Source organism: Rahnella sp. NRRL B-41462 (assembly GCF_003263525.1).
Taxonomy (GTDB): Bacteria; Pseudomonadota; Gammaproteobacteria; order Enterobacterales; family Enterobacteriaceae; genus Rahnella; species Rahnella aceris.
Window position 1 is genome coordinate 1 of sequence record NZ_JYDF01000104.1, and the last position, 14096, is coordinate 14096.

Sequence of the window (14096 nt, forward strand, 5' to 3'; positions counted from 1 at the left end):
ATGGTAAAAGCTTTCGCTTCCTGAGTTGCCATTAATACCCCACCCCAACCCTCCCCTTCGCAGGGGAGGGAGTTACGGGTTAGCGACCGCCTTTAGTCAGCTCACGCTTCATATCAATAATCTGCTGATATTCAGCCAGGGACGTTTCGCCGATATGCTGTTTGCCGCCCACCGCTTTTACGAAACAAGCGTGGTCATCTTTATCCAGTTTCTTAATGGCAGAAACCAGCTTAGCTTTAAATGCCGGTGGCAAATCGCTGCGCACTAAAATCGGACCATTAGGAATTAATGGCGATTCCCAGATAATGCGGATTTTCTTCATCAGATCCGGATGGTCCATGCGGATCATGCGGTTGAATGCACCGGAGGTATAACCGGTTTCGCGGTCGCCGATCATTGAAGTCCAGGTGACTGCGCCTTCGAACTGGCCGTTCAGCACGCCAAGAATATCCTGCTCATGGCCGCCGGAGAAGGTTACGCTGGAGAAGAAGTTGTTGTATTTGTTATCCGTCGTGCCGCCAAATTCTTTCTTGAATGTCTGGTTTGGGATCAGGTAACCCGAAGTAGAATCCGGGTCAGCGAAACCGAATGATTTGCCTTTCAGGTCAGATAATTTCTGGTACGGGCTGTCGGCTTTCACGACAACCACGGAGTGATAACCCCGGGATTTATCCGTATCGTCAATGACAATGCCGACCAGATCCACCGCTTTCGGATTATTAATATAAACCGAAGCAAAAGATGACGGGGACATGCTTAATACCATATCCACTTTCTTACCTAATAACCCCTGAATAACACCTGAATAATCGGATGAATTACGCAGTTTGGTATCCACATTTAATTCTTTATCGAAGAAATCTTTTACACACTGATTATCGCCGATTTGCTGGGTGGCATTCTGGCCACCCAGAATACCTAAGTTTAATTCTTTAGGAGCATCTTCTGCCATGCTGTGCATTGCAGTAAAAGAACCTGCTACGAAGACTGCCAGACGTAATAACTTCTTCATGTAATGATGACCTTGTGTAGATTGAGAGAAAGTAGAAATAAGCACTGCAAAATAAATAACGTTATTGTTTAACTGTTTATCGCTTCGTGTTCTTCACCGTATAACTGATGCAAAATGCCTTCAGTTAACTGGTCCGGATGGCCGTCGAAAATAATCTGCCCTTTCGCGATGCCGATAACGCGGGTGCAATAATCTTTCACCAACTCGACAGAGTGCAGGTTGACCATCACGGCGATATTCTCTTCGCTGACTTTTTTCAGCGCATTCATGATGCGCAGGGTATTTTTCGGATCCAGTGACGCCACCGGTTCATCGGCCAGCAGAATTTTCGGGTTCTGCATCAGCGCGCGACAAATCGCCACACGCTGCATCTGGCCGCCGGAAAGGTTTTCGGCACGCTGCAATGCATGCGGCAGCATGTGCAACCATTCAAGCAAAGAGATGGCGCGGGCGCGGTCTTCGTCATCGAACTGGTTAAAGAATGATTTGAACGTTGAGGTGTGGCTGAGACGCCCCAGTAACACATTTGTCAGGACATCCAGACGAGGCACCAGGCAGAAATCCTGAAAAATCATTCCACAGCCTGAACGCCAGCGACGCAATGCTTTGCCGGTAAGCCCGGCCAGCTCCTGCTGTTCACCATTTTCGTAATGACATACCACACTGCCATCCGTGAGCGGGATCGTACCGTTGAGCACATGCAGCAGGGTGGATTTACCCGCGCCAGAACGGCCAATTACCGCCACGAACTCACCGGCGTGGAGATCAAAATTGATGTCATTCAGGACACGCTGACCCGATTTATAGGATTTCACCAGGCCTTTGACGTCCAGAACTTTGTTCAGATGCTGTGGCCCGGTCTGAGGATATTCAGCCTGTGCCAGCTTAAGTTGAGCTTGCGCCATGATGCTGTCTCTCGGTTGCTTTCGTTATCTGGCGTTCATTAAGCGCGAGTTTTATGACACATCAATGACGATTTAATGGACAGCGCATGACAAAAATGCAACAGATTAAGTGAAATTACCTAACCCATATCCCGAATGACGTTTAACTTAACAAGTATCATTTAAGTCTATGATTAGATGGCATCCCATCAAAAAAGGAAGATGAAATGGATAATCAGTCACTCATCGCCACGCTGAAAGAGATTGCCGGCAGCCGCCACGTTTTAACCGGCGACAGCAACACCGAACGCTACCGCAAAGGGTTTCGCTCCGGTGGCGGCAAAGCGCTGGCGGTCGTATTTCCACAAACGCTGCTGCAACAGTGGCAACTGCTCAAAACCTGCATCGCCGCCGACAAGATTGTCATTATGCAGGCCGCCAATACCGGGCTGACCGAAGGTTCGACGCCCAGCGGCGACGACTATGACCGCGACATTGTTATTTTCAGCACCCTGAAACTGGACACGATCCAGTTACTCGACGGCGGTCATCAGGTGATCGGTTTTCCCGGCAGCACCCTGTATAAGCTGGAAAAAATCCTCAAGCCCTACAACCGCGAACCGCATTCAGTGATTGGCTCGTCCTGCATCGGCGCATCGGTGGTCGGCGGGATCTGTAATAATTCTGGCGGATCGCTGGTGAAACGCGGCCCGGCGTATACCGAAATGGCGCTCTATGCACAAATCGATGCACAAGGCGAATTGCGGCTGATTAACCATCTGGGCATTAATCTTGGTGAAACGCCGGAAGAAATCCTGACACGTCTGGAAAAAGGCGATTATCTGGAAACCGATATCCAGCATGATCAGCGTCTGGCGTCGGATCACGATTATGCCTCACGTGTCCGCGAAGTGGATGCTGATACGCCGTCGCGTTTCAACGCGGATGAGCGACGTTTATTTGAAGCTTCAGGTTGTGCGGGCAAGCTGGCGGTTTTCGCCGTGCGGCTCGATACGTTTCCGGCAGAAACGCAGCAGCAGGTTTTCTACATCGGCACCAATGACACGGCGGTGCTGACAGAATTACGCCGCCAGATCCTGCGTGACTTCGCTAACCTTCCGGTGGCAGGGGAATACATGCACCGGGATATTTTCGATATCACCGAAGTCTATGGCAAAGACACTTTCCTGATGATCGACAAACTTGGCACCGACAAAATGCCGGACATGTTTACTGCCAAAGGAAAGTTCGATGCACACGCCAGTAAGGTCCCTTTCCTGCCCAAACATTTCAGCGACCGCGTGATGCAGTGTCTGAGCAAAGCCCTGCCGAATCATCTGCCACCGCGTATGAAGCAGTATCGTGACCGGTTTGAACATCACTTACTGCTGAAAATGTCCGGCCCCGGTATTGACGAAGCCCGAACCTTTTTGACACGTTTCTTTAGTGAGGGTCAGGGTGATTTCTTTATCTGTTCCGCCGACGAAGGCAAGAAAGCCTTCCTGCATCGCTTTGCCGCCGCCGGTGCCGCCGTGCGGTATCACGCGGTACATGAAAACGAAGTGGAAGATATTCTGGCGCTGGATATCGCACTGCGCCGCAATGACCGCGACTGGTTCGAGACATTGCCGGAAGATATCGACAATCAACTGGTGGCAAAACTGTATTACGGCCATTTCATGTGCCACGTTTTCCATCAGGATTACATCGTCAAAAAAGGCGCAAACAGCAAGGCGCTGAAACACAGGATGTTAGAACTGCTCGACGCCAAAGGCGCGGAATATCCCGCCGAACATAACGTCGGCCATTTGTATCTGGCAAAACCACATTTGAAAGAATTCTACCGGCAGGCAGACCCGACCAACACCTTCAATCCGGGTATCGGGAAAACCAGTAAGATGAAGAACTGGCAGGAATAATGTCCTTCAAAAGAGGAATGGCGTAGTCGGCGCAGGCAGTTTGTTCCCAGACAGCGCGGAGGACCCGGAGCGTACATAAAGTACGTGAGGAGTCCGAGCACTGCCCGGGGGCAAAATGGCAAGTAAGATAGCCATTAAGTTAAAATAACTGTGTTCCGTAACCCCACATAATTACCGTCAGAGCCAGAAGCAGCTCTAATACCAGAACGCCCATTGCCAGTGTTGAACTGGAGAACAGGAACCCTTCGCGACGGTCGATATTGAGGAAGTTAGGAATGCCGAGATACAACAGGTATCCGCTGTAACACAGGCCGATCAGCCCGACAAACAGGCATAACCAGACCATCGGATACAGGGCTACGACCCCGCTGAGGAACATGGGTGTGGCCACGTAGCCGGCAAAGACGATACAGTTGTTGAGTGTCGGGCGGCTGTCATAACGACGCGCCATCCCGTAGATAATCCGCCCCATCAGTGCGACAGCAGCGAGCATCAGAACATAGAAAATGACGGCGATATAAGACGCGGTAAACATGGAAACCATCAGCTTCTCGCCATCACCGAAGTTCCAGCCAAGTTGTGTTGTTCCGATGAAAGAACAGACAACCGGGATGAGCGCCATTAAAAGAACATGGTGGGAATACACATGTGAAACGGTTTCCCGCTCACGCTGGATTTGTTGCAATTCGGGACCCGGATTGGATATCAGTCCCCAGACATGATTAGCCATGAAACACCCCCTTGTACGCCGAAAGCCGCCAGCAGCGCGCAGTGATAAACCTTCGGGATTGCCCGTCAGACAAGGGCATAAAGAAGGTGGCGACCTGTCTATATTATAGTCGCTCTTGCCAGCTTTGCTGATACGGCCAATTCAGCGTAATGGGAGATCAACCGTATCAGGTCGCCGTTAGTGAATATAGCGTGCAGCCGTAAACGTCACGCCAACCAGTACCAGCATCATGCTGACAATCCATCGGGTCTGTTTAATCATGAGATCGTAAAACATTGCCTGCATTGCACTCAGTGAAGCTTCAATCTTCACAAAGCGTTCATCTACTTTTTCAAAGCGCCGGTCGATCTTCTCAAATCGTTGTTCTATTTTGTCAAAGCGCTCATCTACACGATCGAACTGTTTATCGACCTGTTGAAACTGTTTATCTACCTGTTCAAACTGTTTATCTATCCTCACCAGATGATCGTCAATTCTCAGCAGGTGCCCGTCGATGCGCGCGATGCTCTGTTCGGTTTTCCCGACACGACCCCCGATATCTGTCACCGCTTCAGTGAGCGTGACCATCTGGTGCTCCAGTTTGCCGACACGGAGATTCGTCTCCGTGATCACTACCGTTAGCTGACTGACCTGCTGTTCCACCTTCCCTACCCGCAGATTCAGCCCGGCAATTTCCTCACCATTTTTGATTCCCTGCTTTTCAATATTGTTGATCTGGTTTTGCATGAGCTTTTCCATGAGCGATTTTCCTTTGTAATCTTCCGGCCAGGCAGGCGCGCCTGGAAAATAGAGCATCCTGTTGATCGGCGATAGATCCCGTCTGCTGAGCTGAAACATAGTTGTTGTCCCTCACATGAGCTTTCCCTGTTTAGAAATCCTTAATCTGGCCACAGTTTGCACTGGATAAATAACCACCTCAAATCAATTTCCTTCTCGATAAATACGCGATTGCTTATGTATCTATATATGGTTGAGTTGCATTACCTTAATGAATAAATACCAATGAAAATAAAATGTTACGGGGATCGTTAACAGGTCAAACTTAAGGAATTACGGACGCCCGCGGGTTATGGAAATCATAGCGTGCACCGGGGAAACCGGGCATTTTCCAGCCCGCATTAACTCATCAGTTTTTACAGGTAAAAAAGTCTGCGGTACGGTTAAAAAATCATTAACGTAGAGGCAGACACTTATCAGGAGAATTACATGCGCATTACCTGCTTACATACGGCCGACAGCAATATTGCGGTTTTCGAAAATACAGCTCACGAACTTGGGCTGGATCAGCATAAGTTTGTGCATGTTTCGCGGCCCGATTTACTGGCTGCAGCCGAAAAGGCGGGCGGGCTGACTGCAGAAATTCGTCAGCAAACAGCGGATGTGCTGCTGGCATTGAGTGAAAATGCCGATCGCGTTTTACTGACCTGTTCGACGCTGGGTTCTGCCGCGACGCTGGCCAGTGAAAGTGCTGCGGTGCCGGTGTTGCGTGTCGATCAGACGCTGGCGGAACAGGCCATGAAAACAGCGGGCAGTGTGGTCGCACTCTGTGCGGTCGAAACGACCCTGGAGCCGACGCGACAGTTGTTCGCGCAGGTGGAAAAACATCCGCAGGCGCAGTTTGAAATCCATCTGGTGGCAGGCGCATGGGAAAAGTTTAAGCAGGGGGATCTGGCCGGATATTTACAGGCTATCGCAGCGGCGGCTGATGTGGAATACAGGCGAGGCGCGGCCTGCGTGGTGCTGGCTCAGGCTTCGATGACCGGTGCGGCACAACTGACCCAAATGGGCAAACCGCTTACCAGCCCGGAATGTGGTCTGCGCGCGGCACTGGCCTGAAATTAGCAAGCACACAGCAAAAATGCAGGCAGAAGCTATACTGATAAGGAATATCATTGGCTTAGCCGGATGGCCGATGACGACTGAAGGTTATGTTAAGGAGAAAACATGAAAATTATCCTGTGGATCATCGCCATCATCTTTATCGTCGGCTTACTGACCCTGACAGGGGTGTTTAAACTGATTTTCTGACCACGTTGTCTGTCCCTGCAAAACAAAAAGTCCGGCATCTGGCCGGACTTTTTCATTTCAATCATCTGCTCAATCATCCGCCTCTTCGACGGAAGGCTGCGTTTTCTGCTGCTCTTTCTGCTTACGGTAGTTTTTGGCAATCTGTGGAACAGGCACTGCTTTGCCGGTTTCCATCCAGGTGCGCAGGCGGTTGGCATCGGCAAAGGCCGTAAATTTCCCGAAGGCATCCATCACGACCAGCGTAACGGGCTTGCCGTTAATGGTGGTACGCATCGCCAGGCAATGGCCGGCTTCATCGGTGTAACCGGTTTTGGTCAGCTGGATATTCCACGACGGATTCATGATCAGATGGTTGGTATTACGGAACGGCAATGCATACGCCGGATGGCTGAAGACAGCCGTTTTTTCAGCAGTCGTACTTAGCTGACCGATCAGCGGATAGCGCTGTGAAGCCAGCAGCAGCCGTGTTAAATCACGCGCGGTGGAGACGTTGCGCGGCGACAAACCGGTCGGTTCAGCATAATGCGTATGGGTCATGCCCAGCGATTTCGCCTTCGCATTCATAGCATTGATAAATGCAGAATAACCGCCCGGATAATGTGCCGCGAGACTGGCCGCAGCCCGGTTTTCTGAGGACATCAGCGCCAGTTGGATCATCTGACGACGGGTAATTTCACTGTTCAGTTTCACGCGGGAGAACACGCCACGCATTTCAGGTGTATTACTGATATCGATATTGATCACTTCGTCGAGTGGCAGATTCGCATCAAGCGTCACCATCGCGGTCATCAGTTTGGTCAGGGAGGCAATCGGCCTCACCTCATCCGGATTTCGGGAATAAATCACTTCGTGGCTTTTCAGATCCACCACCATGGCACTGCCGGAAGCAATTTGAACGATCGGGGCGACGGCCGGCTCATGCTTTGCAGCGGTGGCGGCAGGGGCAGACAACATGCCTGTATTTAAGGCTAATAAGCTCAGAACCAAAAGACGGATTTTCACATGCATTGCTCTGTATTTAGAAAGTTGTCATTAAGATATGTCGTAACAGCGGGCGGAATTATAAGTGAGGCGAAAAGTCTTAGCACCCGCAATTTTCAATTCTATTTGTCACAAAGTCTGTCACCACCACCCACAGACCGTGGAACGACGAGTAAGTGAACACTTGCGTAAGAATGCACTGAAAAAATAAAGGGACGCTCAGAAAGCGTCCCTTCGAAATACACAGGTGAATATTATTGATTGTCGATCAGATAACCAATCTCCTTCGACGTCTTCAGCACGCGCACTTCAGTAAATAACTCTGTCGCCTCTTCGTACTCTTTACGCAAATAACTCAGCCACTGTTTAATGCGCGCAACGTGATACAAACCGGTATCGCCCTGCTTTTCCAGACGGGTGTATTTCTGCAACAACGTTATTACCTCCGGCCACGGCATACGCGGTTCGTTGTACTTCACCACACGGCTGAGATTCGGAATATTCAGCGCACCGCGCCCGAGCATCACGGCATCACAACCGGTGGTGTGCAGACACGCCTGGCCGCTTTCGTAATCCCAGATTTCACCATTGGCGATCACCGGAATACTCAGGCGTTGACGGATTTCGCCAATCGCAGCCCAGTTAATACGTTCCGGCTTGTAGCCGTCTTCTTTGGTACGCCCGTGCACCGTCAGTTCCGTTGCACCCGCCTGCTGCACGGCATCTGCAATTTCAAAACTGTGTTCCAGCGAATCCCAGCCGAGACGCACTTTGACAGTCACCGGTAAGTGAGCGGGCACCGCTTCACGCATGGCTTTGGCGCCCTGATAAATCAGCTCAGGATCTTTGAGTAACGTTGCGCCACCGCCACTGCCGTTAACCAGTTTGGACGGGCAACCGCAGTTGAGATCGACACCGTAAGAGCCCAGTTCCACCGCACGGGCGGCGTTTTCGGCCAGCCATTGCGGATACTGACCGAGTAGCTGAACGCGCACTAACGTGCCCGAAGGCGTGCGGCTGGCATGATGTAATTCAGGACACAAGCGATAGAAGGATTTGGCGGGAAGCAGCTGATCCACCACGCGCAAAAACTCGGTGATGCACAAATCGTAGTCGTTTACTTCTGTGAGAAGTTCACGAACCAGAGGATCAAGCACACCTTCCATCGGAGCCAGTAATACGCGCATCGCAGTTCAACCCTTAAAAATGACGCGCAAGATTACCGCAAGGCCCGCCGCCGGGCAATTACCCCTGAGACAAATCGCCGCTTAATGAGGTTTTCGCCCTGCCCTGCAAGCGTCTGACTCTGACGGAGCGCCAGGCAATCCACACCGCCAGAAGCGCAGGCACAGCAAACAGCAGGAACATCCAGAATGCCGCGCTGGCTGCACCGCTATCCCCCTTATCAACGCCTGCAAAGTTAGCCACCGTTCCGGCTAACGCCGCGCCAAGCGCCGCCGCAAAAGATTGCACCACGGTTATCGACGCACCGGCTTTTTCGCGATCCTCTTCCGGTGCCTGTTGCAGAACGCGGGTCAGCAAATGCGGCCAGCCGAGGCCAATCCCAAAACCGGCCAGCGTCAGCCCGAGCACTACGCCACTGATATTCAGCCACGGCAGGCCGAAAGCGACCGGTACGGTGAACAACAGTAAAAGCAAACCGGCAGCCAGGATCAGTGGCCCGCAGATAATCGCGCCATCCGCGCGACGGCCTGTCCAGCCGGAACTGGCCACTTCACTTAATGTCCAGCCCGCGGCCGCCGCGGCAGTGATGTATCCGGCAGCCAGCGGGGTCTGACCGTGTAAATGTTGCAGCAGATACGGCACAAACAGTTCGCAACCGAGGCCGATAATCAACAACGTCATCACCAGATACAGGCCATAGAGCGGTGAGGAACGGCGTAAAGCGTTGCGCGGCAGCAGTCTGACATCCGCCGTAAATTCGCGGTGGCGCAAGATTAAAATCATCACCACCGCGACCACGAAACCGAGCAAGTTAATCAGCCCTGATGAAGACAGGCTGCCCGCCGATACCACTAACACTGCGCCGGTCAGCAAGGCCAGTTGCATCAGCGGCAGCGGTTCGTCCGGCTGCCGGTCGTGCCGGGATTTTGGCAAAATCCGCCAGACCCACACCCCGAACAGCGACGTCACCGGCAACAGCAAACCAAACGCCCAGCGCCATGCATGCAGTTCGGCGAAGATACCCCCTACCGCCGGGCCGACCAGCGTCGCAATGCCCCACATCGCCGAAATCAGCGCCATGGCGCGCGGCCAGAGAGATTCTTTAAACAGGAGGTTGATCATCGCGTAGGAGAGCGCGAACAGGAATCCGCCCCCCCACGTCCCTGCAGCGCCCGTCCCGAGCAGCAGCACCGGCATATTCGGCGCGGCGGTACAAATGGCGGCACCGGCAATAAAAATAGCGGTCGCCATCAGATAGCTGCCACGCGGCCCGGCGGTGCGCATCAACCGTGCAGAAAGTGCTGAGCCGAGAATGGAACACACAACGTACAGCGTAGTGTTCCAGGCATACCACGCCAGCCCGCCGATATCCTGCACAACGGAGGGTAAAATCGTGATGACGATGTAGCTGTTAGTCGCATAAAGCGCGACGCCTGCGCTCAGGGTAATGGCACTGCCGCGGTTTTCGGCGCTGAATAAATCCGCCCATCCGTTCTGACTTCCCGACATTTTCTCTGCATCCCTTTGGTTTGTACTTTCCACGCATTGAAGCGTGCTGTGGTTATGATATGATTAAAACAAGAAATAACTTGGAATATTTTTTACGTAATCTAGAACCCGTCGAGGCAATATGTCAAGCAATGACCTGGAAAATAAAAATGACGTACGGCAAAGCGTCGCAGAGCGCTTACTGATGCTGCTGAAAACCCACGGGCAACTTCAGGCCAGCGATGGCGGCCATCTGCTGGGTACCACAGGTGAAGCCGCGCGCCAGCAGTTTGTGAAGCTGGCGAAGGAAGGACTGGTGGACGCCAAATCTGTCTCACAGGGTGTCGGACGCCCGGCGCAGTTCTGGCAACTGACCGCCGCCGGTCATGCGCGATTTCCCGATGCCCACGCTGACCTCACCGTACAACTTTTGCAACTGATCCGCACCTCTCTGGGGGATTCGGCGCTGGATCAGCTCATCACCTCGCGGGAAAAAATCACGCAGGAACACTAACCGCCAGGCGATGCTCGGGGCGGTGTCGATGGAAGACAAATTGCAAAGGCTGACGGATATCCGTACCCGTGAAGGCTATATGGCGGACTGGAAAATGCAGGAGGATGGCAGTTATCTGTTTGTCGAAAATCACTGCCCGATTTGCGCTGCCGCAGCCACCTGTCAGGGATTTTGCCGTGCGGAACGCGATGTATTCAGCGATGTGCTGAACGCCAGTGTCGAACGCACCGAACATATTTTGCAGGGTGCACGCCGTTGTGCGTACGTGATTCGTTAGATTACCCGCGAAAAAAAACCGCCTTCAGTGAAGGCGGTTTGATTGAATTACAGGGGATCCGGAAACTTATTTGTTGCCGCTGCCTGCATTGCCGGTGCGACGCTGGCCTGCATGGGCAGGACGCGAACGTGCCGGACGGTTCTCAGCTGAACCACGGTTTTCTGAACCCCGGTTTTCAGACGTACCGCTGCGCTGACCGTTACCGCCCTGACGCGGAGCGCCTGAACGTGGAGCACCCGTACGCGGTGCGCCAGGACGCTGGCCCTGACGTGGCGCGCCACGACCACCACCACCGCCGCTGCCCTGACGACCATTGATGATCGGCTCAGCTTTGATGCTCGGATCGGGCTCGTAACCTTCCAGTGCGATGCGAGGAATTTCACGTTTCAGCAGACGCTCGATATCACGCAGCAGTTTGTGTTCGTCCACACACACCAGAGAAATCGCTTCACCGGTGGCTTCCGCACGACCGGTACGGCCGATACGGTGAACGTAATCTTCCGGTACGTTTGGCAGCTCATAGTTGACCACGTGCGGCAACATATCGATATCCAGGCCACGCGCAGCGATGTCTGTTGCCACCAGAACACGGACAGAACCGGCTTTAAAATCAGCCAGTGCACGGGTACGTGCGCCCTGACTTTTGTTGCCGTGAATAGCAGCAGCCGTGATGCCATCTTTATTGAGTTGTTCGGCTAAATGGTTTGCACCATGTTTTGTCCGGTTGAACACCAGCACCTGTTTCCAGTCGCCTTCACCGATCATCTGCGACAGCAATTCTCTTTTGCGTTTCTTATCAACAAAATGAACGCTTTGTTCAATTTGCGCAGAAGCGGTGTTACGACGCGCGACTTCGACAGAGGCCGGGTTGGTCAGCAACTTGCTCGCCAGACCTTTAATCTCATCAGAGAACGTCGCGGAGAACAGCAGGTTCTGACGCTTGGCAGGCAGTTTTGCCAGCAGGCGACGGATATCGTGAATGAAGCCCATGTCCAGCATGCGGTCGGCTTCATCCAGCACCAGAATTTCAACCTGAGATAAATCAACAGCACGCTGATGTTCCAGATCCAGCAAACGACCCGGCGTTGCGATCAGCACATCCACACCACCGCGCAGTTTCATCATCTGCGGGTTGATGCTCACACCACCAAATACCACCAGAGAACGCAGGGTGAGGTATTTGCTGTAGGCCTGTACGTTTTCACCAATCTGCGCCGCCAGCTCACGGGTTGGGGTCAGGATCAGCGCACGAACCGGGCGACGTCCTTTGAATTGCGCGTTGGTATGGCTGAGCATATTGAGCAGCGGCAAGGTAAAACCAGCGGTTTTACCGGTACCGGTCTGCGCACTCGCCATCAGGTCACGGCCTTCCAGCACGACAGGAATAGCCTGACGCTGAATAGGCGTAGGTTCGCGATAGCCCTGTTCTTCAACAGCACGCAAAATTTCGGCACTTAAGCCGAGGGAATCAAATGACATATAAGGAAAAGCTCCAGTCCACTCTAACCCGAACGGGGTTCGGTGCAGTTTCAAGAGTGGATGATCAGACGAGGCAAATGAGGCATTACCACGAGGATTCGGCACAAACTGCAGTGCGCCAGTTGGGGCGATAGTAGCACAAAACGCCGCTCTGCGTGAAGTTATCTCCTTCTCGCCTGTAACTGATGGTTACAGCCGCAGACTCTGGTAACACTTTCAGGCCGCATAATCTGCCGCGATAATCCGAAACTTTGACACAGGATAATCAATTATAAACCTGATGAATGGGTTCCCACTTTTTGCGTCCCACTTCACAGATTTGATTGCTATGCTTCTTTTCTCTCACTCCTCTGTCCATAAGGCTACATCGCTGCAACATGGAAACCTGGAAAGTAAATTTAATCTCCGTCTGGCTGGGCTGTTTTTTTACCGGCATGGCGATGAGTCAGATCCTGCCTTTTTTACCCCTTTATATCGAACAACTTGGCGTAACGTCTCATGAATCCCTGAGCCTGTGGTCAGGGCTGGTATTCAGCGGCACGTTCCTGGTTTCCGCCATCGTTGCGCCGTTGTGGGGCAGTCTGGCTGACCGCAAAGGCCGCAAACTGATGTTGCTGCGCGCCGCGCTGGGGATGGCGATTGTCATGATGTTGCAGGGGTTCGCCACCAACGTCTGGCAGCTTTTCATTCTGCGCACACTAATGGGCCTGACGTCCGGGTATATTCCCAACGCGATGGCGCTGGTCGCCTCGCAGGTCCCGCGAGATAAAAGTGGCTGGGCGCTCGGCACGCTGTCTACCGGTCAGGTATCCGGCGTGATTATCGGCCCGCTGCTCGGCGGCTTTATGGCTGACCATCTCGGCCTGCGCACGGTGTTTTTCGTCACCAGCGGCATGCTGTTTATCAGCTTTCTGATCACATTATTTTTGATTAAAGAACGCGTGGTACCGGTCACCAAAGCCAACCGTCTGAGCGGCAAAGCCGTATTTACTACGCTGCCCTACCCGTGGCTGATTGTCAGCCTGTTCGTCACCACCATGATGATTCAGCTCGCCAACGGTTCCATCAGCCCGATCCTGACGCTATTTATCCGCGAACTGTCATCGGATACCAGCAATATCGCCTTTATCAGTGGCGTGATTGCCGCCGTGCCGGGCGTTTCCGCGCTGATGGCCGCCCCGAAACTTGGCAAGCTCGGCGACCGCATTGGCGCGCATCGCATTCTGATTGCCGCGCTGGTTTTTTGCTTCATTCTGTTTTGCCTGATGGCACTGATTAATACGCCGACCCAGCTCGGGATCCTGCGTTTCATGCTCGGTTTCGGCGATGGCGCGCTGATGCCTGCGGTACAGGCGTTGCTGGTGAAATACAGCAGTGATCAGGTCACCGGCCGGATATTCGGTTACAACCAGTCTTTTATGTATCTCGGGAATGTGGTCGGGCCGCTGATTGGCTCAAGTGCCTCGGCACTGCTTGGCTTCCGCTGGGTGTTTATCGTCACGGCGATACTGGTGCTGTTCAATACGGTGCAGGTTTGGTGGAGTTTTCGGCAGGTGCCGACGGGGCGGGTCAGGTTTTGATTTGCTCCTCCCCCTGCGA

General features: G+C 52.9%; 11 protein-coding genes and 1 pseudogene. 4 read left to right on the forward strand and 8 right to left on the reverse strand.

Annotated features, from left to right (window positions below; translation table 11 throughout):
* Positions 1–79: 79 nt before the first annotated feature.
* Both phnD and phnC read right to left on the reverse strand, forming a co-directional pair.
* Entirely contained in the window at positions 80–1012 is a 933-nt protein-coding gene (gene phnD, locus UC14_RS21985; protein ID WP_013576361.1) for a phosphonate ABC transporter substrate-binding protein, read from the reverse strand.
* Between the two features lie 68 nt (positions 1013–1080).
* Complete coding sequence (gene phnC / locus UC14_RS21990; RefSeq protein ID WP_015690220.1) at positions 1081–1917, reverse strand: phosphonate ABC transporter ATP-binding protein; 837 nt, start codon at positions 1915–1917, stop codon at positions 1081–1083.
* Between the two features lie 206 nt (positions 1918–2123).
* On the opposite strand from phnC, the gene dld reads away from it, so the two are divergent.
* Positions 2124–3815, forward strand: coding sequence for a D-lactate dehydrogenase (gene dld / locus UC14_RS21995; protein ID WP_112198432.1), 1692 nt, complete (start codon positions 2124–2126; stop codon positions 3813–3815).
* 139 nt (positions 3816–3954) lie between these two features.
* Here dld and UC14_RS22005 read toward each other — a convergent pair whose 3' ends face one another.
* Positions 3955–4545: a Yip1 family protein gene (locus UC14_RS22005; protein ID WP_013576364.1), complete on the reverse strand. Its 591-nt coding sequence runs from the start codon at positions 4543–4545 to the stop codon at positions 3955–3957.
* Positions 4546–4722: 177 nt separating this feature from the next.
* On the reverse strand, positions 4723–5382 hold the full coding sequence (locus UC14_RS22010) for a hypothetical protein (RefSeq protein WP_013576365.1): 660 nt from the start codon (positions 5380–5382) through the stop codon (positions 4723–4725).
* A 369-nt stretch (positions 5383–5751) separates the two neighbouring features.
* On the opposite strand from UC14_RS22010, the gene UC14_RS22015 reads away from it, so the two are divergent.
* Positions 5752–6381, forward strand: coding sequence for a hypothetical protein (locus UC14_RS22015; RefSeq protein WP_013576366.1), 630 nt, complete (start codon positions 5752–5754; stop codon positions 6379–6381).
* Between the two features lie 261 nt (positions 6382–6642).
* On the opposite strand, the gene pbpG is transcribed toward UC14_RS22015, so the two are convergent.
* From pbpG to UC14_RS22030, 3 genes are all read right to left on the reverse strand, one after another.
* Complete coding sequence (gene pbpG, locus UC14_RS22020) at positions 6643–7581, reverse strand: D-alanyl-D-alanine endopeptidase (RefSeq protein ID WP_015690223.1); 939 nt, start codon at positions 7579–7581, stop codon at positions 6643–6645.
* A gap of 227 nt (positions 7582–7808) precedes the next feature.
* Positions 7809–8741: a tRNA dihydrouridine(16) synthase DusC gene (dusC, locus tag UC14_RS22025; protein ID WP_013576368.1), complete on the reverse strand. Its 933-nt coding sequence runs from the start codon at positions 8739–8741 to the stop codon at positions 7809–7811.
* A gap of 58 nt (positions 8742–8799) precedes the next feature.
* A complete protein-coding gene (locus UC14_RS22030; protein WP_112198433.1) occupies positions 8800–10248 on the reverse strand; it encodes an MFS transporter in 1449 nt (482 codons plus the stop codon).
* A 121-nt stretch (positions 10249–10369) separates the two neighbouring features.
* Between UC14_RS22030 and UC14_RS22035 the strand changes: the two are divergent.
* A pseudogene (locus UC14_RS22035) lies at positions 10370–11018 on the forward strand (helix-turn-helix transcriptional regulator).
* Between the two features lie 66 nt (positions 11019–11084).
* Here the strand turns inward: UC14_RS22035 and rhlE are convergent.
* On the reverse strand, positions 11085–12497 hold the full coding sequence (gene rhlE, locus UC14_RS22040) for an ATP-dependent RNA helicase RhlE (protein WP_013576371.1): 1413 nt from the start codon (positions 12495–12497) through the stop codon (positions 11085–11087).
* A 377-nt stretch (positions 12498–12874) separates the two neighbouring features.
* Between rhlE and UC14_RS22045 the strand changes: the two genes are divergently transcribed.
* The gene (locus tag UC14_RS22045) at positions 12875–14077 is read left to right on the forward strand and encodes a multidrug efflux MFS transporter (protein WP_013576372.1); all 1203 of its coding nucleotides are present in this window, start codon (positions 12875–12877) and stop codon (positions 14075–14077) included.
* The last annotated feature ends 19 nt before the right edge of the window (positions 14078–14096 follow it).